Annotated in this window: 19 protein-coding genes and 2 pseudogenes; 7 read left to right on the plus strand and 14 right to left on the minus strand. The window is 71.9% G+C overall.

Annotation, left to right across the window (positions count from 1 at the left end):
- Window positions 1-13 precede the first annotated feature (13 nt).
- Complete coding sequence (locus tag ACZ4S3_RS15780) at window positions 14-631, minus strand: hypothetical protein (RefSeq protein ID WP_467934217.1); 618 nt, start codon at window positions 629-631, stop codon at window positions 14-16.
- 245 nt (window positions 632-876) lie between these two features.
- Here ACZ4S3_RS15780 and ACZ4S3_RS15785 point away from each other — a divergent pair, with 245 nt between their 5' ends.
- The gene (locus ACZ4S3_RS15785) at window positions 877-3,699 is read left to right on the plus strand and encodes a penicillin acylase family protein (protein WP_467933003.1); all 2,823 of its coding nucleotides are present in this window, start codon (window positions 877-879) and stop codon (window positions 3,697-3,699) included.
- A 72-nt stretch (window positions 3,700-3,771) separates the two neighbouring features.
- Here the strand turns inward: ACZ4S3_RS15785 and ACZ4S3_RS15790 are convergent, their stop codons facing one another.
- Window positions 3,772-4,350, minus strand: coding sequence for a hypothetical protein (locus ACZ4S3_RS15790; RefSeq protein WP_467933007.1), 579 nt, complete (start codon window positions 4,348-4,350; stop codon window positions 3,772-3,774).
- Window positions 4,351-4,543: 193 nt separating this feature from the next.
- On the opposite strand from ACZ4S3_RS15790, the gene ACZ4S3_RS15795 reads away from it, so the two are divergent.
- Window positions 4,544-5,566, plus strand: coding sequence for a LysR family transcriptional regulator (locus ACZ4S3_RS15795; RefSeq protein WP_467933012.1), 1,023 nt, complete (start codon window positions 4,544-4,546; stop codon window positions 5,564-5,566).
- Window positions 5,567-5,750: 184 nt separating this feature from the next.
- Here ACZ4S3_RS15795 and ACZ4S3_RS15800 read toward each other — a convergent pair whose 3' ends face one another.
- Window positions 5,751-7,055 carry an MFS transporter gene (locus ACZ4S3_RS15800; protein ID WP_467933016.1) on the minus strand — a complete coding sequence of 435 codons (1,305 nt, stop codon included), beginning with the start codon at window positions 7,053-7,055 and terminating at the stop codon, window positions 5,751-5,753.
- Between the two features lie 559 nt (window positions 7,056-7,614).
- On the opposite strand from ACZ4S3_RS15800, the pseudogene ACZ4S3_RS15805 reads away from it, so the two are divergent.
- A pseudogene (locus tag ACZ4S3_RS15805) lies at window positions 7,615-8,268 on the plus strand (glycosyltransferase 87 family protein); the annotation flags it as partial.
- Window positions 8,269-8,499: 231 nt separating this feature from the next.
- Window positions 8,500-9,522: pseudogene (locus tag ACZ4S3_RS15810) on the plus strand (glycosyltransferase family 4 protein); the annotation flags it as partial.
- A 16-nt stretch (window positions 9,523-9,538) separates the two neighbouring features.
- Here ACZ4S3_RS15810 and ACZ4S3_RS15815 read toward each other — a convergent pair.
- Genes ACZ4S3_RS15815 through ACZ4S3_RS15825 form a run of 3 tightly spaced genes read right to left on the minus strand, consistent with a single transcriptional unit; the run spans window position 9,539 to window position 12,852 of the window.
- On the minus strand, window positions 9,539-10,207 hold the full coding sequence (locus tag ACZ4S3_RS15815; RefSeq protein ID WP_467933020.1) for a LuxR C-terminal-related transcriptional regulator: 669 nt from the start codon (window positions 10,205-10,207) through the stop codon (window positions 9,539-9,541).
- Window positions 10,195-11,484, minus strand: a complete 1,290-nt coding sequence (locus ACZ4S3_RS15820) for a sensor histidine kinase (protein WP_467933025.1) — start codon at window positions 11,482-11,484, stop codon at window positions 10,195-10,197. The genes ACZ4S3_RS15815 and ACZ4S3_RS15820 overlap by 13 nt, the downstream gene beginning before the upstream one ends.
- A 51-nt stretch (window positions 11,485-11,535) precedes the next feature.
- Window positions 11,536-12,852 (minus strand): exo-beta-N-acetylmuramidase NamZ family protein, encoded by a 1,317-nt coding sequence (locus tag ACZ4S3_RS15825; protein WP_467933030.1) that lies wholly within the window; start codon window positions 12,850-12,852, stop codon window positions 11,536-11,538.
- Between the two features lie 201 nt (window positions 12,853-13,053).
- On the opposite strand from ACZ4S3_RS15825, the gene ACZ4S3_RS15830 reads away from it, so the two are divergent.
- Genes ACZ4S3_RS15830 through ACZ4S3_RS15840 form a run of 3 tightly spaced genes read left to right on the plus strand, consistent with a single transcriptional unit; the run spans window position 13,054 to window position 16,199 of the window.
- On the plus strand, window positions 13,054-13,821 hold the full coding sequence (locus tag ACZ4S3_RS15830; RefSeq protein ID WP_467933034.1) for an SDR family oxidoreductase: 768 nt from the start codon (window positions 13,054-13,056) through the stop codon (window positions 13,819-13,821).
- 59 nt (window positions 13,822-13,880) lie between these two features.
- Window positions 13,881-15,542: an AMP-binding protein gene (locus tag ACZ4S3_RS15835; protein ID WP_467933038.1), complete on the plus strand. Its 1,662-nt coding sequence runs from the start codon at window positions 13,881-13,883 to the stop codon at window positions 15,540-15,542.
- A 45-nt stretch (window positions 15,543-15,587) separates the two neighbouring features.
- A complete protein-coding gene (locus ACZ4S3_RS15840) occupies window positions 15,588-16,199 on the plus strand; it encodes a TetR/AcrR family transcriptional regulator (protein ID WP_467933042.1) in 612 nt (203 codons plus the stop codon).
- 19 nt (window positions 16,200-16,218) lie between these two features.
- Here the strand turns inward: ACZ4S3_RS15840 and ACZ4S3_RS15845 are convergent, their stop codons facing one another.
- The 8 genes from ACZ4S3_RS15845 to ACZ4S3_RS15880 all read right to left on the minus strand — a co-directional run bounded on the left by ACZ4S3_RS15845 (window position 16,219) and on the right by ACZ4S3_RS15880 (window position 22,600).
- Complete coding sequence (locus ACZ4S3_RS15845) at window positions 16,219-17,433, minus strand: acyl-CoA dehydrogenase family protein (protein ID WP_467933047.1); 1,215 nt, start codon at window positions 17,431-17,433, stop codon at window positions 16,219-16,221.
- Window positions 17,434-17,440: 7 nt separating this feature from the next.
- Complete coding sequence (locus ACZ4S3_RS15850; protein ID WP_467933049.1) at window positions 17,441-18,493, minus strand: phosphotransferase family protein; 1,053 nt, start codon at window positions 18,491-18,493, stop codon at window positions 17,441-17,443.
- Window positions 18,494-18,672: 179 nt separating this feature from the next.
- Complete coding sequence (locus ACZ4S3_RS15855) at window positions 18,673-19,614, minus strand: MBL fold metallo-hydrolase (RefSeq protein WP_467933052.1); 942 nt, start codon at window positions 19,612-19,614, stop codon at window positions 18,673-18,675.
- 109 nt (window positions 19,615-19,723) lie between these two features.
- Entirely contained in the window at window positions 19,724-20,074 is a 351-nt protein-coding gene (locus ACZ4S3_RS15860; RefSeq protein ID WP_467933056.1) for a DUF202 domain-containing protein, read from the minus strand.
- A 2-nt stretch (window positions 20,075-20,076) separates the two neighbouring features.
- A complete protein-coding gene (locus tag ACZ4S3_RS15865) occupies window positions 20,077-20,487 on the minus strand; it encodes a YidH family protein (protein WP_467933060.1) in 411 nt (136 codons plus the stop codon).
- Window positions 20,488-20,497: 10 nt separating this feature from the next.
- On the minus strand, window positions 20,498-21,079 hold the full coding sequence (locus ACZ4S3_RS15870) for an NUDIX hydrolase (protein ID WP_467933064.1): 582 nt from the start codon (window positions 21,077-21,079) through the stop codon (window positions 20,498-20,500).
- Between the two features lie 56 nt (window positions 21,080-21,135).
- Complete coding sequence (locus ACZ4S3_RS15875; RefSeq protein ID WP_467933069.1) at window positions 21,136-21,924, minus strand: glucose 1-dehydrogenase; 789 nt, start codon at window positions 21,922-21,924, stop codon at window positions 21,136-21,138.
- 10 nt (window positions 21,925-21,934) lie between these two features.
- Window positions 21,935-22,600, minus strand: a complete 666-nt coding sequence (locus ACZ4S3_RS15880; protein WP_467933073.1) for a TetR/AcrR family transcriptional regulator — start codon at window positions 22,598-22,600, stop codon at window positions 21,935-21,937.
- Between the last annotated feature and the right edge of the window lie 278 nt (window positions 22,601-22,878).

Consider the following 22,878-nt stretch of genomic DNA (forward strand, 5'->3'; position numbering starts at 1 on the left):
AGGCGCGCGGTCCTCACGCCGCGGCGAACGCCCCCGCATCGCCGGCCCGGTGGCCCGCCGCCGTCAGCGCCTCCGAGGTCAGGACGGACGCCGGGGCCACCACGCCGCACTGGCGGCAGGCCGGGCCGGACGCCGGGCAGTTGGCGGAGGCGGGGAGCCAGGCGAAGCGCGTCCCGCCGCACACCGGGCAGTCCCGGCGCGGCCGCCCCGACTCCATCGCCGCGATCATGCTGCGCAGCACCACCGCGAGCCGGGCCGCCGGATGCCGCTGCGGTGACTCGCACGGCACGATGTCGCAGCCGCCCCAGGTGCGCCGGTGCCAGTCGTCGATCGCGCTCGGCTGGCGGATGCCGTCGTGCTTCTCCCTGCGCCGCCGGGCGGCGAACTCCTGCTCGTACGCCAGCCAGAGGCTGCGCGCCTCTTCCAGTTCGGCCAGCGCGTCCACCAGCCGCTCGGGGTCGGGATTGCGGTCGTGGTCCGCGATGCCGACCCGGGTGCACAGATGGTGCCAGGTCGCCCGATGCCCGTAGGGGGCGAAGCGTTCCAGGCATTTGCGCAGTGCCGTACGCCGCTGAGCGGCCACGAGCCGTGGATTGCGGACCTGTTCCGCGAGAGCTCTGAAACCGGCCAATTTCATCCCACCTCCGTGGGGAGGACCCGACTGGACAGGGAAGGGACGTATCCGATCGCCGCCTGGATCCATCGAACTTTCGTGCGGGTTCGGCCGTCCTGCCGGTTCCCGGTAGCCGATCTTCTGTGGGGAATTCGAAAAGGTGACTGTTGTTCATCTTCCGGCCGCGAGTAACCGCCGGTAACGTCCCGCCCACCTTCCCCCAAGCTCTCGAAGGGCAGGGGGCCCCTCCTCGAGGAGCAGGAATGCGACGACGTACCGGAAGGCTCAGGACTGCCGCCGTGGCAGCCCTGTTCGCCTTGGGTGCCACGCTCTTGGCACCGCCCCCCACCGCGGCCGCGACCGCGCCGAACGACACCGACGACTACTGCCAGGGGCAGTGCGCCGACATCCTGCCGCCCGGCGCCACCGGCAATGCCACCCTGGTGCAGATCCTCGGCAACAAGCTGTTCGGCACCCACCCCCCGCACTCCACCGACCAGTTGGGCCCGTACGGCGCGCTGTCGAGCGGCTATCAGTCGCTCACCGACGACACGCTCACCCAGTTCTTCAACGACGCCTCCTTCGGCGTCCCCAAGGACCAGGTCGGCAAGGTCTCCGCGCCGCGCGACGATGTGACCATCACCCGCGACAAGAAGACCGGCGTGCCGCACATCAAGGGCACCACCCGCTACGGCACCGAGTTCGGCGCCGGCTACGCCGCGGGCCAGGACCGGCTCTGGCTGATGGACCTCTTCCGCCACATCGGCCGCGGCGAACTGACCTCCTTCGCGGGCGGCGCACCCGCCAACCAGGGCCTGGAGCAGCAGTTCTTCCCGCAGGCCCCGTACACCGAGGAGGACCTGCAAAAGCAGGTCGACAACATCCGGGACCACAACGGGGCGCGCGGCAAGCAGGCCATGGCGGACGCCCAGGCGTACGTCGACGGCATCAACGCCTACCGCGAACAGTCCAAGAACGGCCGCTACTTCCCCGGCGAGTACGTCCTGACCGGACACATCAACGCCATCACCAACGCCGGTGAGATCAAGCCCTTCAAGCTCACCGACTTGATAGCCCTGGCCTCCGTCGTCGGCGGGCTCTTCGGCAACGGCGGTGGCGGAGAGGTGCCTTCGGCCCTCGCGCTGCTCTCCGCCCAGCAGAAGTACGGCGTCGAGAAGGGCACCGAGGTCTGGGAGTCCTTCCGCGAGCGCAACGACCCCGAGGCCGCCAAGACCCTGCACAACGGCCAGAGCTTCCCCTACGCCGTCAAACCGGACAAGGCCAAGGGCACCGCGCTGCCCGACCGCGGCTCGGTCACCCCCGAGCCGCTGGTCTTCGACCGCACCGGCGCCGCCGCCTCCAAGGCGAAGCAGGCGCCGCAGGACCCGGTCGAGGCCCCGAAGAAGTACCGGAAGCTCGAGGGGCTGTTCAAGGACGGGGTGCTGCCCAAGGGGAGCTTCAACCCGACCCAGCACCGCGGTATGTCCAACGCCCTGCTGGTCTCCGGCAAGCACACCGCCGGCGGGAACCCGGTCGCCGTCTTCGGCCCGCAGACCGGCTATTTCGCGCCCCAGCTGCTGATGCTCCAGGAGATCCAGGGACCGGGCATCAGTGCCCGCGGCGCCTCCTTCGCGGGCGTGGGGATGTACATCCAGCTGGGCCGCGGCCAGGACTACGCCTGGAGCGCCACCTCGGCCGGGCAGGACATCACCGACACCTACGCCGTCGACCTGTGCAACGCGGACGGCTCCAGGCCCACCAAGGACTCGACGTCGTACCGCTACCACGGTGCCTGTGTCCCCATGGAGAAGCTGGAGCGGACGAACTCCTGGAAGCCGACCATCGCCGACCCGACGGCGGCCGGCTCGTACCGGATGCAGGTCTTCCGCACCAAGTGGGGCACCGTCACCCACCGCGCCACCGTCAAGGGCAGGCCCGTCGCCTATACGGCGCTGCGCTCCACCTACCGCCACGAGGCCGACTCCATCATCGGCTTCCAGATGCTCAACGACCCGTCGTACGTCCACGACGCCACGACCTTCAAGAAGGCCGCCCAGCACATCGGCTACGCCTTCAACTGGTTCTACGCCGACTCCCGCGACATCGCGTACTACAACAGCGGCCTCAACCCGGTCCGCAGTCCCGATGTCGACCCGGCGCTGCCGATCAAGGCGGACCCGGCCTACGCCTGGAAGGGCTACGACCCCGCGACCAACACCACCGACTACACCCCGCCCGCCCAGCACCCGCAGTCCGTCGACCAGGACTACTACATCTCCTGGAACAACAAGCAGGCCAAGGACTACGACTCGGCCGGCTTCGGCAACGGCTCGGTGCACCGGGCCAATCTGCTGGACGACCGGGTGCGCGCGCTCACCAAGGAGGGCGGGGTGACCCGGGCCTCGCTGACCCGGGCGATGTCCGAGGCCGCGGTCACCGATCTGCGCGGCGAGGACGTCCTGCCCGAGATGCTGCGGGTGCTGCGGAGCAAGCCCGTCACCGACCCCGCACTGCAGAAAGCCGTGCAGCAGCTGGAGGCCTGGCGCAAGGACGGCGCGCAGCGCCACGAGACCGCCGCGGGCTCGCACACCTACGCCCACTCCGACGCCGTACGGCTGATGGACGCCTGGTGGCCGCTGATGATCGAGGCCACCTTCAAGCCGGGCCTGGGCGGTGACCTCTACCAGGCCCTGACCTCCAACCTTGCCATCGACGAGTCCCCGTCGGCCGGCCACGGCCCCACCGGGGCACACGCCGGATCGGCCTTCCAGTACGGCTGGTGGAGCTACGCGGACAAGGATCTGCGCTCGGTGCTCGGCGACAAGGTCAAGGGCCCGCTCGCCGTGAAGTACTGCGGCAAGGGCGATCTGTCGGCCTGCCGGGACACGCTGCTGGAGACCCTGCGGCAGGCGAACGCGAAGACCGCCGAGCAGGTCTACCCGGGCGACGACAGCTGCAAGGCCGGCGACCAGTGGTGCGCGGACGCGATCATCCACCGCGCGGTGGGCGGCCTGACCCACGACACCATCAGCTGGCAGAACCGGCCGACGTATCAGCAGGTGGTGGAATTCCCGGCGCACCGGTAGGAGACCGCCGGACTAAAAACGACGCAGGCCCCGGGCGCGCGCCCGGGGCCTGCGTGCGGTCGTGGCCGGGAACTATCCCAGCCGCTGCGCCTTCAGCTGCTTTGCGTAGCGGCCGTTCGGCGGAAGCCAGCCGGCCACGATCGCCACCACGGCGGTGAGCATGGCGACCAGGCTCGTCAGCATGACGGCCGTGGGCTCGTAATCGCCGGCGATGAGGATATGGGGCAACAGCGCCACCGCGGCCGAAATGGTGAGGAGCACGCGGGCCCAAGTGGCCCCATTCCGGGCACACAGGCCGAAGACGAGCAGGGCGGCGCCAAGTATGACGACGAATACCGCACGGGCCGTCAGGGAGTCGGCCCGCGTTTCGACGAGCGCCGTCCAAAGGCTCCCGCCCACCAACTCCTTGATTTCGGACGCGGAGGTCCCCGTGGACTGCCCGGCCAGCTCCGGGTGGTTCACCAGGGCATCCCTGAGGTTCTGGTCGGCGAGGTCCTTTCCGCCGGCGAAGACGATGATCGCGCCGACAAAAGCGGACACCGCCGAGAGCACCGATACCACCACGGTGGCGGTAAGGGTGCCGGGCCGCTTCGCCGCTCGGCCCGTCGGTTCGGTTCCGCCGTACGGCGGCGCGACCTGGGAATGGCTCACGAGCTCAACTCTCCTAGCAGAGATGATGGGTTGACCGGGATTGGCATGACCTTTGCATGGGTACGGGAACGCATCCAGTATTTTCCGGAAGAAATCCCCAGATAATCCAGACTGAACTCGGGATCAGCTTTGAAATAAGGGCTATGCTGCACTGCCGTGAATTAAAGAGGAGTGGGAAAGCGAGAAGGGGCGCATGGCCTTAGAAGGTCCGCAGCGGTATCCGGCGGAGCTGCTCGATATGACCATGGACCAGCTGCGCACGCTGATCACCGTTCGGGAGGAAGGCACCGCGCTGGGCGCCGCCCGCCGGCTGGGCCGCGAACAGTCCAGCGTGCAAAAGCAGCTGGACACGATGAACCGTACGTTCGCCGCCCTGTGCGGCGAGGAACTGGTGCTCAAACAGGGGCGGGGACGCGACGCCCTGTTCACCGCGACCGGCGAGGCGCTCGTCGACCTGGCGCGGCGCACGCTCGGCGACTGGTCGGACGGTGTGCACGACGCCCGCCGGCGCCTGGGCCGGACGCTGTCCGTCGGCACCACCCGCTACACCCTCGGCTTCCTCCTGGACGCCGTGGAGCGCGTCAGCGAGGAGTACGAGCGCGACAACGTCGACCTCAAGGTCACCCACGTCCGCACCGGCGATGTGTTCACCAAACTGCGCTCCAAGGAGCTGGACGTGGTCTGCGGCAGCGTCGTGGTGACGGAGGGCCAGGAGAAGGAACAGCTGGCACCGTACGAGGTGATGGAGTGGCGGCGCAGCGGCCTGTCCCTGCTCACGAATCTGCCGCCCGAACGCCTCCCCGGCGGCTCCTTCGGTGCCCGGGACCTGCCCGCCCTGCCGCTGGTGATCTCCGCACGCGGGCTGATCGGCCGCTTCCTGACCTCCTGGTACGGCCCCGACTACCGCCAGAAGCTCACCGTCGCGGCGGAGATAGAGGCCGCGCACTACGGCTTCGAGCTGCTGCGCTCGGGTGTGGTGAGCGGTGCGATGCTGGTCACCCGCGGCATCGGCGAGGCGGCGGCGGACGGCCGGCTGCCGGAGGCCGGGGGTCTGCGGACGCTGGACATCGTCGGCGAGGTGGGGCCCAGGACCGAGGTGCTGGTCGGGGTCTTCACCCGGCGGGGTGAGCGGGACTCGTACGGCCCCGCGCACCCCCTCAACCGCCTCTGGGAAGCGCTGTCCTGGGGGAGCGAGCGGTGGTGGCTCAGGGCGTGAGCGCGCCGTCCCCCAGCAGCTGCACCAGCCGGGCGGCGAAACCGTCGCCGTCCTCCACGTAGCCCGCGTGCCCGCCGCCCCGGCGCCGCCGTGTATCAGCACGAGCACCGGCCCGCGGCCGCGCACCTCGGTGGGGTCACCCTCGCGTACGCCGCCGACAGCCCGCCGACACCGGCCGCCGGGCTCAGGTCAGCTCGCGTTCCCGGGTCTCCGGCAGCGCCAGGACGCACACCAGCGAGATGACCGCCATGGCGCTGACGTACCAGCCCACCGACGAAGAGCCGAACGCCGACTGCAGCCGGGTGGCGACCAGCGGCGCCACCGCACCGCCCAGGACACCGCCCAGGTTGTACGCCAGCGAGGCGCCCGAGTAGCGCACCGTGGCGCCGAACAGCTCCGGCAGATACGCGCCCATCGGCCCGTACACCAGGCCCATGCAGAACAGCGCGCCGCCGATGCCGAGCGCGATCAGCACCGGCTGCTCGGTGTCCAGGAGCGGGAAGAGGGGCCACACCGCCGCCAGGACGCAGCCGATCAGGACCAGCTTGCGGCGGCCGGCGCGGTCGGAGCGGGTGGCGGCCAGCCAGGTGCCGGCCGCCAGGAAGAGGCAGGCGACGAGGGAGAGGGCCAGCATGGTGTTGCGGGAGATGCCCAGGGTGCCGGTGGCGTAGGCGAGGCAGTAGGTCGTCGCGGTGTAGAAGAGGCCGTACGCGATGATCATGCCGCCCGCGCCCAGCAGGAGTTCGCGCGGATGCCGGCGGAAGACGTCGACGGCGGGGACCTTACTGGCCTTCTGGGCGTCCATCACCTTGGCGAACACCGGCGTCTCGCTGATCTTCAGCCGGACGAACAGTCCGACGCCGACCAGCAGGAACGACAGCAGGAACGGCACCCGCCAGCCCCACGAACGAAACGCCGCGTCATCGAGCCCGGCGGACAGCAGCCAGAACACTCCGGTCGCCGCGAAGAACCCCACGGACGGCCCGAGTTGGGGGAAGGCGGCATACAGTCCGCGGCGCTTCTTCGGGGCGTGCTCGACCGCCAGCAGCGCCGCCCCGCCCCACTCGCCGCCCAGGCCGAGCCCCTGCAGGAAGCGCAGCGCGATGAGCAGCAGCGGCGCCCAGATGCCCAGCGTGCCGTAGCCCGGGAGCAGCCCGACGAAGGCCGTGGACAGGCCCATCAGCAGCAGCGAGGCGACCAGTACGGACTTGCGCCCCACCCGGTCCCCGAAGTGCCCGAAGATCACCGAGCCGAGCGGCCGCGCCGCGAACGCCACCGCATAGGTGGAGAAGGAGGCCAGGGTGGCGGTGACCGGGGCGAGTGTCGGGAAGAACGCCTGGTTGAGGACGAGGGCGGCGGCCGTCCCGTAGATGTAGAAGTCGTAGAACTCGATGGCCGTCCCGATGAACGAGGCGACCGCCACCCGGCGCAGGCTTTCGCCGCCGCCCCGGTCCGCTTCCTCCGCCGTATCAGGCGCCGTTGTCTTCACTGATCTCTCGTCACTTGATCTTTCGTCACTCTGCACGAGCGGCACTCTCATGGCCGGGGCGGGGGGCAGTCAAGAGACGGACTGAACGGTCTTGGTTCATGAGACGCGCAGGCGGCCGCGGGGTAGGGAAAACCCGACCGCACATCCTCGACCTGGCCGTCATGACCTGCGCCCGCCCCGCGACTGCAATGGCAGGGTGAGCATTCCTCGTTCCTTCCAGTGCCTCGGGTGGTTGGCCGCCGCAGTGTGGGCCGCGTTCTTCCCGCTGTTTTCTTCCCTGGAGACCCATCGGCTGTGGGGGCTGAGCGCCGCGGCCGGCTATCTCTGCGCGGCGGTTGCCGTCTGCTGCCTGCCGCGTACGGGTGCCAGGGTGCCGGTTCCGGCGCTGATCGCGCTCGCCTCGGCCGTCGTCCTTCCCCTGCTGTACCTCGTGCTGACCGGACTGGGGCAGAGCGAGGTCGCGGTGATCGAGCGTTCCGGGACGTTGTTGCTGGAGCGCGGCACCCCGTACCTGACGCACCCTCATGGCGTCGGGGACTACACGCCCTACCTGCCCGGCATGGCGCTGTTCGGCATACCCCGGGCGGTGCTGGGCGCAAGTGTCCTGGGTGACGCCCGTATCTGGTGCGCGGCGGCGTTCTTCGGATGCCTGTGGGCGGGCCGGAGGGTGCTGCGCCGGGACGGCGGCGGCCAGGGGTACGGCGCGGCCGCGGCGGCCCTGACCGCCTCGCCCGTCGTGGCGCTGCCGTTGTGCGTGAGCGGCGTGGACCTCCCGCTGACCGGACTGTGCTGCCTCGGCCTGGCCTGGGCCGCCCGCGGGCGGCCCCTCCTGGCGGGTGCGGCGCTCGCGGCCGGGTGCGCCCTCAAGTGGACGGCGTGGCCCGCGGTTCCGGTCGCCGTGGCGCTGCTGGCGTGCTGCTACGGCAGGCGGGCGGCGCTCCGGTGCGCGGGCGCCGCGGTGGGCGGTGCGGCCTTGGCGATCGCGCCCTGGGCCCTGCGGTCACCCGGCGTCATGCTCCAGCAGGTCCTGGCCTTCCCCACCGGGCGGGCCGAGGTGGCGACCCCCGCCCGCAGCCCGCTCCCGGGCCGGCTGCTCGCGGACCACGTGCCCGGCGGCTGGTACCTGGCGGTGGGGCTGCTGGCCTGCGCGGGGCTCGCGGTCGCCGTATCGCTCGTGCGGCGTCCGCCGGCCGGTGCGGTGGCGGCCGCCGACCGGCTCGCGCTCGGCCTGTGCCTGGCCTTTGCGCTGGCGCCCGCCGGCCGGTTCGGCTATCTCGCGCTGCCCCTGGTGCTGGTGGTGTGGACGCGGGCGGCGGCCGGCAGCCCCCGGCAGGTGCGGGTGTCCCGGCCCGCCGCGCCTCTCGCCGGCGGCACCGGCAAGACCCTTGTCATCACCAACGACTTCCCGCCCCGCCAGGGCGGCATAGAGACCTTTGTGCACGCCATGGCCACGCGACTGCCGGGCGAAGGTGTCGTCGTCTACACCTCCGGTGAACCGGGGGCGGCGGAGTACGACGCCACCTTGCCGTTCCCGGTGGTCCGCGACCCCGGCCGGATGCTGCTGCCGACCCCTCGCGTCACCCGGCAGGCCCTCGCGACCGCCCGCGCCCACGGCTGTGACCGGGTCTGGTTCGGTGCCGCGGCGCCGCTCGCATACATGGCGCCCGCGCTGCGGCGCGGCGGGATACGGCGGATCGTTGCCACCACACACGGCCACGAGATCTGGTGGGCGCGGCTGCCCGGGGCCCGCCGGATCCTGCGGCGGATCGGCGACAGCGTGGATGTCGTCACGTACCTGGGCCGGTACACCCGCGACCGCATCGCTCCGGCGCTGGGCCCGCGGGCGACGCTGCGCCGGCTGGTGCCGGGGGTCGACCTCCAGGACTTCCGCCCCCGGGAAGCCGCCGCGCCCGGCGGGAAGCGGATCATCCTCTGCGTCTCGCGGCTGGTCGCCCGCAAGGGCCAGGACACCCTCATCCGCGCGCTCCCGCTGGTGCAACAGGCCGTGCCCGAAGCGGTGTTGGTCGTGGTGGGCAAAGGCCCCCACGAGCGGCGGCTGCGCCGGCTCGCCGGCAGGTGCGCAGCCGGGTCCGTGGTCTTCACCGGCGGCATCGGCCACGCCCGGACCGCGGAGTACTACGCCGCCGCCGATGTCTTCGCCATGCCGTGCCGCACCCGGAAGTGGGGGCTGGAGGCGGAGGGGCTGGGCATCGTCTATCTCGAAGCGGCGGCGAGCGGGCTGCCGGTGATCGCGGGGGACTCCGGCGGGGCGCCCGACGCCGTACGCGACGGGGAGACGGGGCAGGTGGTCGACGGCCGGGAGGTGCGGCAGGTGGCCGATGCCGTCGTGCGGATGCTGCGGTCACCGCAGCGGGCGGCCCTGATGGGCGCGGCCGGACGGCGGTGGGTGGGTGAGCAGTGGAGCTGGGAGGCCTCCGCCCGCCGCCTGGCGTGGCTGCTCACCCCGTGCGAGGACGGTGACCTCACGAGGACGACGACACGTCCCGCAGATGCGCGAGAACCGCAAGAACCCGCCGGTTCCCTTCCGTCGGGTCGAGGTCGAGCTTCATGAAGATGTTGCCGGAGTGCTTGACGACGGATGCCTCCGTGACGGTCAGCCGCTGCGCGATCGTCTGGTTGTTGAGGCCCTGTGCCATCAGCGCCAGAACCTCGCGTTCGCGGGGCGTGAGGCGGCTGAGCGGGCGGTTCCCGGGCTGCTGGGCGAGCAGTATCCGGACCACTTCCGGGTCGATCACGGTCTGACCGTCCGCCACCCGCCGCAGCGCGTCCAGGAATTCGCGGACCTCGCCGACCCGGTCCTTGAGCAGATAGCCGAGGCCGCCGCTCCCCGCTGTGCCGCCGCCGAGCAGCTGGGTCGCGTAGGCGGTGGCCACGTACTGGGAGAGGACGAGCACCGGGAGCCGGCCGTGCCGGGCGCGCAGCGCCAGCGCCGCCTTGAGGCCCTCGTCGCGATGGCCGGGCGGCATCCGTACGTCGGTGATCACGAGGTCGGGGAGGCCGGCGTCCACCGCTCGGGCCAGCTCCTCGGCGTCGCCGACCGCGGCGGTCACGGTGTGGCCGTTGCGGGTCAGCAGCTCGACGAGGCCGGCCCGCAGCAGTACGGAGTCCTCGGCCAGGACTATCCGGAGCACGGCACCTCCGCGCGGAGCTGGGTGGGACCGCCCACCGGACTGGACACCACGAGTCTGCCTCCCGAAATCGCCATCCGGTCCGCGAGTCCCTGCAGGCCGGTGCCCGCGGCGGGGACCGCGCCGCCTTTCCCATTGTCGGTGATCAGCAGGCGCAGTGCGTCCAGCCTGATCCGGGCGACGATGGTGATGGCGGTGGCGTCGCTGTGCTTGACCGCGTTCGTCAGCGCCTCGGTCACGGTGAAGTACGCGACGGTCTCCACGGTGTCGGGCAGCCGGTGCGGCAGATCGATGTCGACGGTGACCGGGATCGGGTGGCGCAGCGCGACCTCCGCGACGGCGGCGGCCAGGCCGTGGTCGGTCAGTACCTGGGGGTGGATGCCGCGGACGAGGTCGCGCAGCTGGGTCAGGGCGGCCCGGACCTCGCCGCGGGCGCGGCAGACCAGTTCCGTGGTGGGGGAGTTGCTCTCGCGCAGCTCCATCTCGGCCATGCCCAGGGTCATGTTGAGGGCGACCAGCTGCTGCTGGGCCCCGTCGTGCAGATCGCGTTCGATACGGCGCCGCTCGGCCTCGAAGGCATCGGCCAGCCGGGCCCGGGAGCGGGTGAGTTCGACGACCCGGCTGCCCGCCTCGTCGTCCCGGGGCGCCAGAAGGAACTCCGCCGTCCTGACCTGCGCTCCGGCCAGCAGGCCGGCGGCGTACGCGGCCAGCGCGAGCCCGATGACGCCCACGGCGGAGCCCAGCAGCGCCTCCAGCGGCCCGCTGACCGGCTCGCCGGGGATGAGCATGACGGGCTCGGGGGCGAGGGCCCAGACGATGACCGGGACCGCCGTCAGGACGGCGGCCAGGCACAGCAGCAACATGACGCCGAATCCGGCGGCGGCGAAGACGGCCCCGAACACCACGGTGTAGCCCAGCTCCCGCCAAGTGGCCCGTTCCCGCAGCCGGTTGCCCGCCCAGGAGAGGGGGCCCCGTGCGGCGAGCGCACCGTGCGGGCCGGGCAGCGGCACCGGCTCCACCAGCCGCAGCCGGCGCCGTTCCAGCGCGCCGACGGGAACGCCGTACAGGGCGGTGGCCGCAAGGACCACGATCCCCACGCCGACGAAGGACAGCGCCATTCCCGTGAAGACCAGGAGCACCAGCGCGATCAGCACCGCGTAGCCGAGCAGCACCCCGCTGGCCAGATAGGCCCAGCAGCGCCACGGCCACGCCGAGAGAAGAAAGCGCAGCGGGCGCTGCCTGAGCGCCCGCCACACCGTGACCGCACGCCGGTCCGCCATGCCTGTGCATCCCCCCTGGCAAGGCCGCCGCCGTGGGCCGCCCCGCCGTCCCTACCCGTAGCGCAGATACCGCCGTCGCATCGTACGGAACCGGCGCAGCTCCTCCTGCCAGGAGGCCACCACCTCGTCGGCGGAGGCGCCCGCGTCGATCATCGTGCGTACCGTCGCCGAGCCGGTCAGCCGGTCGATCCCGTTGTCCGGCCGCCAGGCGAAGCCGTCCCAGACCTCCTTGGCCGTCACCAGCAGGCCGATGCCGGTCCGTACGGGGTCGAAGGCGGCGCGGTCGTGGACGTGCAGCTGGACGCCGCCGACCGTCTTGCCCTGGAACTTGGAGAAGGTGGGGGCGAAGTAGGCCTCCCTGAAGTACACGCCGGGCAGGCCGAGTCCGGAGGCGGCCGCGGCCCACCGGGCGTCGATGCCGTCCGCGCCCAGCAGTTCGAAGGGCCGGGTGGTGCCGCGCCCTTCGGAGAGGTTGGTGCCCTCGAAGAGGCAGGTGCCCGAGTAGACGAGGGCGGTGTCGGGGGTGGGCATGTTGGGGCTCGGCGGCACCCAGGGCAGTCCGGTCGCGTCGAAGAAGTCGTCGCGCCGCCACCCCGTCATCCGTACGGTCTCCAGTTCCACCGGCCGCCCGGCGGCCTGCGGTACGAACTCGCCGTTGAAGAGCAGCGCCAGCTCCAACGCCGTCATCCCGTGCGCCTGGGAGATCGGCTCCCGGCCCACGAAGGAGGCGTACTTCTTGTCCAGTACGGGTCCTGTCGCGGCCCGGCCGGTGACCGGATTGGGCCGGTCCAGCACCACGAACCGCTTGCCCGCCAGGACGGCCGCCACCATGCAGTCGTAGAGCGTCCAGATGTAGGTGTAGAAGCGCGCGCCGACGTCCTGGATGTCGAAGACGACGGTGTCCACACCGGAGTCGGTGAAGATGCCGGCGAGTTCCTCGCCGCTCTTGTTGTACGTGTCGTAGACCGGCAGTCCGGTGGCCGGATCGTCGTAGCGGCCCTGGGACCCGCCCGCCTGGGCGGTGCCCCGGAACCCGTGCTCGGGGCCGAAGACGGCGGTCAGGCGGACCCGGTGGTCGGCGTGCATGACGTCCACGATGTGGCGCAGTGCCCCGCTGGTGCCCTCGTGCGAGATTCCCGTGGGGTTGGTGACGACGCCGACCTTCCGGCCGTCCAGGAGGCGGTAGCCGTCGGCGGCCAGCCGGTCGAAGCCGGTGCGTACCGGGCGGCCGCCGGGGGACCGTGCCTCTTGGGCTCGTGTCTCCCGGGCCGGGGCCGCACGGTCCGGGGCCGCGGCCGCGGGGAGCGCCGCCGCGGCCGCTGTGGTCGCCGCCAGCCGACCGAGCAGAACGCGTCTCGACAGAGCCATGCGCACACCTCCGTGATCGGGGAATGGACCCGAGGTTCGTGTCGTGGGCACGCTAATGCGCCCCGGCCCGCTTGGGAACGTGACCGGCCGTGACGAGGGGGGTGCCGCCCGCCAGGAGTGGCGGAGGGCTCTTCCGCTGGGACATACCGACTGGTTAGTCTGCCCGGGAGAGCCCAGTCAGCGCGACCGAGGGAGCACAGCGTGGCAGCCGTACGGGACAAGGCCGTTGTCGTGACCGGGGCGGGCGGGGGGATCGGCGCGGCGCTGGCCCGCCGGTTCGCCGCCGAAGGCGCCCGCGTCGTCGTCAACGACCTGGACGAGGCCAAGGCCGAGCGGACCGCGGAGGAGATCGGGGCGATCGCGGTCCCCGGTGACGCCTCCGGCATCGTCCCGGCCGCCCGCGAAGCGCTCGGCGGCGCCATCGACATTTTCTGCGCCAACGCCGGCGTCGGCACCGGCGGCGGCCCCGAGGCGCCCGAGGACGCCTGGGAGCTGGCCTGGGACGTCAATGTCATGGCCCATGTACGGGCGGCGCGCGAGCTGGTGCCCGAGTGGCTGGAGCGGGGCGGCGGCCGGTTCATCTCCACGGTGTCCGCCGCGGGCCTTCTCACGATGGTCGGGGCGGCGCCGTACAGCGTCACCAAGCACGGCGCGTACGCCTTCGCCGAGTGGCTGTCGCTGACCTACCGGCACCGCGGCATCGACGTGCACGCGATCTGCCCGCAGGGCGTACGCACCGACATGCTGACCGGCGCCGGGGCCGCCGGGGAACTCGTCCTGGCACCCACCGCAGTCGAACCCGAAGCCGTCGCCGACGCGCTTTTCGCGGCCATGGCCGAGGGCCGCTTCCTGGTCCTGCCGCACGCGGAGGCCGGCGACTACTACATCGCGCGGGCCACCGACCCCGACCGCTGGCTGGCCGGTATGAACCATCTGCAGCAGAAACTGGAGGAGCGGGCCGAGGGCTGACGGCCGCACACCGCAGGACACGGACGCACGGACGATCAGGAAGGCAGGGCCGCACCCCGATGATCTCCTACCAGGACAAGCCGTGGCTGGCGCAGCTGAGCGATGCCCAGCGCGCCCCCGTCCAGCCGCCGCCCTCGACGCTGCACGCCTTCCGGGCGGCGGTCCGTGACGCGCCCGGCCGTACGGCGCTCGCCTACTTCGACGGGCGGCTGTCCTACGCCGAGACCGACGCGCTCTCCGACGGCATCGCCGCCCACCTCGCCGGCCGCGGCTTCCAGCGCGGTGACCGGGCCGCGGTGATGCTGCAGAACACCCCGCACTTCGTGCTCGCGGTGCTCGGCGTGTGGAAGGCGGGCGGCGTGGTGGTGCCCGTCAACCCCATGTACAAATCGGCCGAGATGCGGCACATCCTGGACGACGCCGAGGTCACCGCCGTCATCTGCGCCGACCGCACCTGGGACGGCTTTCTGCGCGCCACCGCCGCCGAGGCGCCGTCCGTACGGATCGCGCTCACCGCCTGCGAGGCCGGCCTGCAGACCCGCGACGACACCCGGGTGCTGCGCGGCGCGCTCCTGGGGCCGCGCGAGGGCGCCGACGATCTGCTGACCGTCGCGCGCACCACCGGGAAGATCCGGGCGGTGCCCGCCGACCCCGGCCTCACCGCCGAGGACATCGCCCTGATCAGCTACACCTCGGGCACCAGCGGCACCCCCAAGGGCGCCACCAACACCCACGGCAACATCAGCTACAACGCCGAGCGCCAGCGCACCGGCCTGGGCCTGCCCGAAGGCGCCACCTACTTCGTCCTCGCCCCGCTCTTCCACATCACCGGCATGGTCAGCGAACTGGCCGCCTGCATCGCCAACACCGGCACCCTCGCGCTCGCCTACCGCTTCGAGGCGGGCGTCGTCCTGGACGCCTTCCTCGAACACCGCCCCGCCTATACGGTCGGCCCGTCCACCGCCTATATGGCGCTGATGGCCCACCCGGACGCCGGCCGCGACCACTTCGCGTCCTTCCACACGCTGTCCTCGGGAGGCGCGCCGCTGCCGCCCGCCCTGGTGGAGAAGTTCCACACCGACTTCGGCCCGTATATCCACAACGCCTACGGACTGACCGAATGCACCGCCCCCTGCGCCAGCGTCCCGCCGGGCAGGCGGGCCCCGGTGGACAAGGTCTCCGGCACGCTCGCCGTCGGCGTCCCCGGCCCCGACACCGTCATCCGGATCATCGACGAGAACGGCGCCGACGTGCCGTTCGGCGAACAGGGCGAGATCGCGGTGCGCGGCCCCCAGGTCGTCCCCGGCTACTGGCGGCGCCCGGACGCCACCGCCGACGCCCTACCGGACGGTGAACTGCGCACCGGCGACATCGGCTTCATGGACACCGACGGCTGGCTCTACGTCGTCGACCGCAAGAAGGACATGATCAACGCCTCCGGCTTCAAGGTGTGGCCGCGCGAGGTCGAGGACGTCCTCTACACCCACCCGGCGGTGCGGGAGGCGGCCGTCGTCGGCGTGCCGGACACCTACCGCGGCGAATCGGTGAAGGCCTATGTCAGCCTGCGCCCGGGGACCGCACCCGAACCCGCCGAACTGGCCGCCTACTGCAAGGAACGGCTGGCGGCGTACAAATATCCCCGCGTGGTGGAGATCCTGCCCGAGCTTCCGAAGACGGCGAGTGGCAAGATCCTCCGACGGGAGCTGCGCCACCGCGCATGAGGGTCCTGCAGTACGGCGGATGAGCACGAAGGACAGGTGAGGGCGATGGCCGGCACGAAGGACGGCAGCGGCAACGGCTCCGCCGGCGCGAAGCCGGTGGCGCAACGACTGCTGGCCACCGCCACCAGACTCTTCGCGGAGCGGGGCTACGACCGCACCTCCGTTCAGGAGATCGTCGATGCGGCGGGCGTCACCAAGGGCGCCCTCTACCACTACTTCGGCTCCAAGGACGATCTGCTGCACGAGGTCTACGGGCGGGTGCTGCGGCTCCAGCAGGAGCGCCTCGACCACTTCGCGGACGCCGATGCGCCGGTCGAGCAGCGGCTGCGGGACGCCGCCGCCGATGTCGTGGTCACCACCATCGAGAATCTCGACGACACCAAGATCTTCTTCCGCTCGATGCACCATCTCGGCCCCGAGAAGGACAAGCAGGTACGGTCCGAACGGCGGCGCTACCACGAGCGGTTCCGTGCCCTGGTCGAGGAGGGCCAGCGCACCGGGGTGTTCGCCGCCGACATCCCCGCCGACCTCGTCGTGGACTACCACTTCGGCTCGGTGCACCACCTGGGTACGTGGTACCGGGAGGACGGGCCGCTCACGCCGCAGCAGGTGGCCGACCACCTGGCCGACCTCCTGCTGCGTGCGCTGCGCCCGTAACGGCGTTACACCCGCTCCGTCACCGGTACTTCTTCAGCTCCCGGCGGGCCAGCGACCGCTGGTGCACCTCGTCCGGCCCGTCCGCCAGCCGCAGCGTCCGCGCTCCGGCCCACAGCTCGGCCAGCGGGAAGTCCTGGCTGACGCCGCCCGCGCCGTGCAGCTGCACCGCCTGGTCGAGAATGTTCACGACCGTACGCGGGGTGGCGATCTTGATGGACTGGATCTCGGTGTGCGCGCCCTTGTTGCCGACGGTGTCCATCAGCCAGGCGGTCTTCAGCACCAGCAGCCGCAGCTGCTCCACCGCGACCCGGGCGTCCGCGATCCACTCCTGGACCACGCCCTGCTGGGCCAGCGGCTTCCCGAAGGCCGTACGGGACACCGCGCGGCGGCACATCAGCTCGATGGCCCGCTCGGCCATCCCGATCAGCCGCATGCAGTGGTGGATCCGGCCGGGCCCGAGCCGCGCCTGCGCGATGCCGAAGCCGCCGCCCTCCTCGCCGATCAGATTGCCGGCCGGCACCCGCACGTCGTGGAAGACCACCTCGGCGTGGCCGCCGTGCCAGTGGTCCTCGTAGCCGTAGACCTGCATGGCCCGCTTGACCTCGACGCCGGGGGTGTCGCGCGGCACCAGCACCATCGACTGCTGGCGGCGGATGTCGGCGCCGTCCGGGTCCGTCTTCCCCATCACGATGAAGATCTGGCACAGCGGGTTCATCGCCCCGGAGATGTACCACTTACGCCCGTTGATGACGTAGTCATCGCCGTCCCGCTCGATCCGGGTCTCGATATTGGTGGCGTCCGACGAGGCCACCTCCGGCTCGGTCATCGCGAACGCCGACCGGATCTCGCCCGCCAGCAGCGGCTGAAGCCACTGCTTCTTCTGCGCCTCGCTGCCGAACTGCGCCAGCACCTCCATGTTGCCGGTGTCCGGCGCCGCGCAGTTCAGCGCGGTCGGCGCCAACTGCGGGCTGCGGCCGGTGATTTCGGCCAGCGGCGCGTACTGGAGGTTGGTCAGGCCGGCGCCGTGCTCCGCGTCCGGCAGGAAGAGGTTCCACAGGCCCTGCCGGCGGGCCTCGGCCTTCAGCTCCTCCACGACGGCCGGGGTGTCCCACGGCGAGGCGAGCGCGGCCCGCTGTTCGTGAGCGGTCTGCTCGGCCGGGTGGACGTGTTCGTCCATGAACGTCAGAAGCTTGTCGCGGAGTTCTTCCGTACGGGCGTCGAATGCGAAGTCCATGGGTGCCTCAGCCTTCCTTGAGGGTGGTGAGTCCGTGGTCGATGAATACCGGCACGAGCTCGCCGATCCGGTCGAAGCCCGCCCCGACGGTCTGGCCGAGCGTGAAGCGGTAGTGGATGCCCTCGAGGATCACGGCGAGCTTGAACCAGGCGAAGGCCGTGTACCAGGAGATGGCGGAGGTGTCCCGGCCGGAGCGGGCGGCATAGCGCTCGATCAGCTCGGCGGGGGAGGGGTGGCCCGCGGCGCCGCTGGTGGTGCTGACCGGCGAATGGGGCAGCTGCAGGTCCTGGCTGTACATCACCAGCAGGCCGAGATCGGTCAGCGGATCACCGAGCGTGGACATCTCCCAGTCCAGTACGGCCTTGATGGTGTCGTCGGCACCGACCAGGACATTGTCGAGGCGGTAGTCGCCGTGCACCACGGCCGGCGCGGGCGAGGCGGGCAGCGCCCGGCCCAGCGCCTCGTGCAGCTCGTCGATCCCGGGCAGCTCGCGGTTCTTCGACGCGCTGAGCTGCTTGCCCCAGCGCCGCAGTTGACGCTCCAGGAAGCCCTCGGGCCGCCCGAAGTCGCCGAGCCCGACCGCCTCCGGCTCCACGGCGTGCAGGTCCACCAGCGTGTCGACGAGCGAGAGCACCACGCCGTGCGTGCGCTCGGCGCCGAGCGGGGCGAGCTGGGCCGCGGTCCGGTACGGCGTGCCCTCGACCAGCTCCATCACATAGAACGGCGCGCCGATGACCGACTCGTCCTCGCACAGCAGCAGCGCCTCGGGCACCGGTACCGGCGTCTCGTGCAGCGCGCTGATGACCCGGTGCTCGCGCCGCATGTCGTGCGCGGTGGCCAGCACATGCCCCAGCGGCGGCCGGCGCACGACCCAGGAGGAGGTGCCGTCGGTGACGCGGTAGGTGAGATTGGACCGCCCGCCTTCGATCAGCTGCGCGCTCAGCGGCCCGCCGGTCAGGCCGGGCCGCTCCCGGTCCAGATGCCCGCGCAGTCGGGCGAGGTCGAGGCCGGGGGGTTCCTCCCGGTCCGCGGCCTGCGGGGGAGGGGTGCCCTTGCTCATCGTTCTCCTCCGTACGGAATGGACGTCGATACGGTCGATCGGTCGCTGCCTCGATCATGCCGACTAGTCGGTATGGAGTCCAGTGCCGGTGTGTAGGGCGTCGGTCACGCGGCACATTCCCCGCCCCCGCGCACGCCCGTCTCCGCTTCCGCCCGCCCCCGCGGCCGGGCGGCGGCCCGTCATGCGTGACAGGCCATCGGGATCCCGCCGTTCATGACCGTCATATCGCCGAACCCGGCCACCGGGTCCAGCGGTGCCCCCGGCTCGCCGCCCGCCAGCTCCGCGTACGCGCGATGCAGATTCGCCACCAGCCGCTCGCTCTCGGCCAGCGCCGTGAACGGGCCGAGATCCGCCTCCTGCGCCACCTCCAGCGGCGTACGCCCGGCCGCGCGGCCCGCCCGCGCCAGCCCGTCGACGAACCGCAGATAGCGCTCGATGCCGTCGTACACCTCGGGTCCGGTCACCGGGCCGTGCCCGGGGACGACGGTCACCGCGTCCAGCGAGCGCAGCAGATCCAGCGAGCGCAGCGATCCCGTCAGCGAGCCCATGAAAACGAACGGGGTCCCGCTGTGGAAGACCAGGTCGCCGGTGAAGACGATGCGCTGCGCGGGCAGCCAGACGATGGTGTCGCCGGGGGTGTGCGCGACGCCCGGGTGCAGCAGCCGCACCTCGATGCCGCCCACATGCAGGGTCAGCTCGTCGGTGAAGGTGACCGTGGGCGGCGTCAGCCGGATGTCGCCGTACCCCACCGCGGGCCACACCGCGTGCAGCTGCCGTCCGGCGGCCAGCAGTTCGCGGCGGCAGGCGGCATGGCCGATGACAGTCGCCTCGGGGGTGAAGACGCAGTTGCCGTAGGTGTGGTCACCGTGGTGATGGGTGTTGACCACCATCCGCGGTGTGGGCGCGCCGCTCTCGGCGATCCGCCGGCGCAGCAGGCGCGCGCGGCGCTCGGTGGCGGCGGTGTCCACGACGAGGGTGGCGTCCCCGTCGGTGATGGCGCCGGCGTTGTTCAGGCACCAGCCGCCGTCCGGCTGGATGAACGCGTGGACACCGGTGGCCAGTTCGCTGAGATACGGCTCCGCGCCGGCCGTTTCGGCTGCGTGCGGCCCGGGTTCCGTCATGGGTTCGTTCCCCTCCAGATGATGAGGCGTCACTATCGTTTCCCCGCCGCGGAGTTGAAGCGGCCGGCAGGGTAAGTACCCGCTCCGGGGGCCGCCCGCCCAGCCCCGCTTACGGCAGCACCGTCACCGCGCCGAGCAGCGCCAGCGCCACCGTGCAGCCGGCCAGCAGCAGCGCGACCCGTGGCGGCAGGCCCGGCGGGTGGCCGGTGGACATCTCGCGTACCCGGTGGTGGGCCACCACCACGAAGGCGAGGTACGCCAGCGCTGTCAGCGCCGCCGTCAGGACCTCCGCCGCTCCCGGGGCCCCGCCCCGCACCAGCCGGCGGCCGGCCAGGAGGACGACGACCGTGCAGGACAGGGTCGTGCGCCGCCAGGCCAGCCGGGTGCGCTCGGGCTGCAGGCCGGGGTCCCGGTCGGGTGCCGGCGGCCGGGCCTGCGCGGCCCGCTCTGCGTCCCCCATCGCTAGACGGTCCAGCCCCGCGCCACGAGGACGATCATGACGATCGCCAGCACGCCGACGCCCAGAGCCAGGACGGAGGGGAAGCGGGAGACCGGCAGATCCTCACCGCGCCGCATCGCGCGTTCGCAGCGGACCCAGTGGTTGACCGCCCGCAGGGCACACAGCGCGCCCGCCACCAGCAGCACGACGGTGCAGGTCAGCCGGAGCCCCTCGTGCAGCCGGGGCAGGAACTGGTCCACCGCGAAGCCGCCGCCGACCAGCGCCAGCCCCGTACGCAGCCACGCCAGGAACGTGCGCTCATTGGCCAGCGAGAAGCGGTAGTCGGGGGTGGTGCCCTCCTCGCGGACCCGCGCGGGCGAGATCCACAGCCGTACGGCCGTGCCGATCGACCGGAGCCCGTCGCTGAGGATCATGATCAGAACCCTAACGGCCGGTCCGGCCGCCGCCACCGTGGGATCCGGGCTCCCGCCGGGCCAGCAGCTCCCGGTACGCGGCCAGCCCGTCCGGCGTCCACGGCCACTCCTCCAGCCGCCGGGCCAGCTCCCGCTCCGTCATGAAGGTGTGCCAGTCGATCTCCGACGCCTGCGGGGCGACCGGCCGCGTCCAGCGCACCTGGTAGACGGCCGACCACCAGGTGTGCTCGGCCGTCTCGTACAGAAACTTGAACAGCGGCTCCGGCTGCGCCAGCCCCCGCACGCCCAGCTCCTCCTCCGCCTCCCGCAGCGCGGCCTGGTCATAGGTCTCGCCGGCGCCGACCACACCGCCCACGAACATGTCGTAGTGCGCGGGGAAGACGAGCTTGTTCGGGGTGCGGCGGTGCACGAAGATCCGGTCCTCGGCGTCCCGGACCAGGATGAAGGCGGCGCGGGTGCGCATCCGGCGGGCATACGTCTCCCCGCGGGGGGCCTGCCCCACGACCTCATCGTTCTCGTCGACGACGTCGAGAACCTCGTCCGCATTGAGCGGCTGACAACCCTGTTCGCTCTGCTGGTCGTGATCGGTCATGGAGCCATGCAATCACCACGGACCGGGACCGGTCGTGCCGGGGACCGGCCGTTGCCCTACTGCCCCATGACGTACTTCACGGTCGGCCCGGTGGTCCAGCCGCCGTCCACCGCCAGCTCGGCGCCGGTGACGTACGAGGCGGCGTCGGAGAGCAGGAAGACCACGGCGCCGGCGATCTCGTGCGGCTCGCCGACCCGGCCCATCGGGGTGTTGGGGTAGTTGCCCTCGCCCTGCTGGATGCCGACCTGGGCGGTCATCGGGGTGTACGTCATGCCGGGGTGCACGGAGTTCACGCGGATGCGGTCGGTGCCCAGCTCGACCGCACCGATCTTGGTCAGGCCGCGGACGCCCCACTTGGAGGCGCCGTAGCCGCCGGTCATCGCCAGGCCGAACAGGCCGGCGGCCGAGGAGATGTTCACGACGGAGCCCGCGCCGCGCGCCCGCATGGCGGGGATGACGGTCTTCATGCCGATGAAGACGCCGGTCAGGTTCACGTCGATGACCTTGCGGAAGAAGCCGACGGAGACCGTCTCCAGCGGCTGGCCGGTGGCTATCCCGGCGTTGTTGACCAGCCCGTCGATGCCGCCGAACTCGGCCACGGCGTAGTCGGCGACCCGCTGCCAGTCCTCCTCGGAGGTGACGTCATGGGTCAGGAACCGGGCCCGCTCGCCGAGCCGGGCCGCGGTCGCCGCGCCCTCCTCCTGGAGGACATCGGTGAGCACGACACGGGCGCCGGCCGCCACGGCCTGCTCGGCGGCCGCCGCGCCGAGCCCGCGCGCGCCGCCGGTGATGATGACGGTCTTGCCGGCCAGGCTCGCCGCGGCGGCGAGGGGGGCATCGGTCATGAGAGGGCTCCTAGGAGTTGGGGAGGGGCCCCGGGGCGGCCGCGAGCAGGAACGCCACGGTGGTCCGGGTGAGATCGGCGAGAAACAGCTCCTCGCCGGTGAGGGGCGTGACGCCCTCCAGGTAGTGCCGGGCGCGGTCGGCCATCGCCGCGCCGATGAGGGTCAGCGCCAGATCCAGCCGCTCCAGGCGCAGCGCCTCGGGCAGCCCGGCCGCCGCGAGGACGTCCTCCATGCGGCCGATCAGCCGCCAGCAGGCGGTGCCGTCCAGCGTCGGATGCGGGATCCGGGTGCGTACCCCGCTCTCATGGCTGAGCTGCGCGGAGATCCGCAGACAGCGCCGCCCCCGGTCGTCGCGCAGCTCGGTCGCCTCCGCGGTGACCAGCGCGCCGACCAGCTCCGCGAGCGGCGGCCCGGCGTCCTCGACCGCCGCGGCCCCTTCCACGGCCGCGAGCAGCGGCGCCAGGGACGCCTCCGTACGGGCCAGCCGGCCCGCCATCACGGCGTCCAGCAGCCCGGCGCGCGAACCGAAGTGGTACTGCACGGCCGAGGGGTTGCCCTGGCCGGCCAGCCGGACGATGTCACGCATCTGGGCGCCGTCCACACCCTGCGCCGCGAAGATCTCCTCGGCGGCGCGCATCAGCTTGTCCCGGGTCTCGGGTCCTGAGGTCCTGGCCATGGGGGGACTGTAATGCTGGCCATTATTAAACACCAGTCCGGTGGGAGCGCACGCTTCGTGTCAGCTGCGCCCTGCGATGCGTCCGCAGGGTGCACTCGACCACTGACATGCACCCCCACCGGCCTTTTCTCCCACCCTCAACGGGGAGGGGGCGGGCCGTAGCGGCGGAGCCGTGTAGGGCCGGTCCCGCAGCCGAACAGCCCCGCGCAGCGGCACCGCCCGCCGCAGGCGCAACGGCGAAACTCCACCACGGCGGGACGGCCGAAAACGTGGGGCCA

The sequence above is a fragment of the Streptomyces sp. NPDC028368 genome, from assembly GCF_055565615.1.

Bases quoted from the DNA above. Each gene is read 5' to 3' on its own strand.
- ACZ4S3_RS15785 (WP_467933003.1), top strand. From the start codon at position 877: ATGCGACGACGTACCGGAAGGCTCAGGACTGCCGCCGTGGCAGCCCTG.
- ACZ4S3_RS15795 (WP_467933012.1), top strand. From the start codon at position 4,544: ATGGCCTTAGAAGGTCCGCAGCGGTATCCGGCGGAGCTGCTCGATATG.
- ACZ4S3_RS15820 (WP_467933025.1), bottom strand. From the start codon at position 11,484: ATGGCGGACCGGCGTGCGGTCACGGTGTGGCGGGCGCTCAGGCAGCGC.
- ACZ4S3_RS15825 (WP_467933030.1), bottom strand. From the start codon at position 12,852: ATGGCTCTGTCGAGACGCGTTCTGCTCGGTCGGCTGGCGGCGACCACA.
- ACZ4S3_RS15835 (WP_467933038.1), top strand. From the start codon at position 13,881: ATGATCTCCTACCAGGACAAGCCGTGGCTGGCGCAGCTGAGCGATGCC.
- ACZ4S3_RS15840 (WP_467933042.1), top strand. From the start codon at position 15,588: ATGGCCGGCACGAAGGACGGCAGCGGCAACGGCTCCGCCGGCGCGAAG.
- ACZ4S3_RS15845 (WP_467933047.1), bottom strand. From the start codon at position 17,433: ATGGACTTCGCATTCGACGCCCGTACGGAAGAACTCCGCGACAAGCTT.
- ACZ4S3_RS15850 (WP_467933049.1), bottom strand. From the start codon at position 18,493: ATGAGCAAGGGCACCCCTCCCCCGCAGGCCGCGGACCGGGAGGAACCC.
- ACZ4S3_RS15855 (WP_467933052.1), bottom strand. From the start codon at position 19,614: ATGACGGAACCCGGGCCGCACGCAGCCGAAACGGCCGGCGCGGAGCCG.
- ACZ4S3_RS15860 (WP_467933056.1), bottom strand. From the start codon at position 20,074: ATGGGGGACGCAGAGCGGGCCGCGCAGGCCCGGCCGCCGGCACCCGAC.
- ACZ4S3_RS15865 (WP_467933060.1), bottom strand. From the start codon at position 20,487: ATGATCCTCAGCGACGGGCTCCGGTCGATCGGCACGGCCGTACGGCTG.
- ACZ4S3_RS15870 (WP_467933064.1), bottom strand. From the start codon at position 21,079: ATGACCGATCACGACCAGCAGAGCGAACAGGGTTGTCAGCCGCTCAAT.
- ACZ4S3_RS15875 (WP_467933069.1), bottom strand. From the start codon at position 21,924: ATGACCGATGCCCCCCTCGCCGCCGCGGCGAGCCTGGCCGGCAAGACC.
- ACZ4S3_RS15880 (WP_467933073.1), bottom strand. From the start codon at position 22,600: ATGGCCAGGACCTCAGGACCCGAGACCCGGGACAAGCTGATGCGCGCC.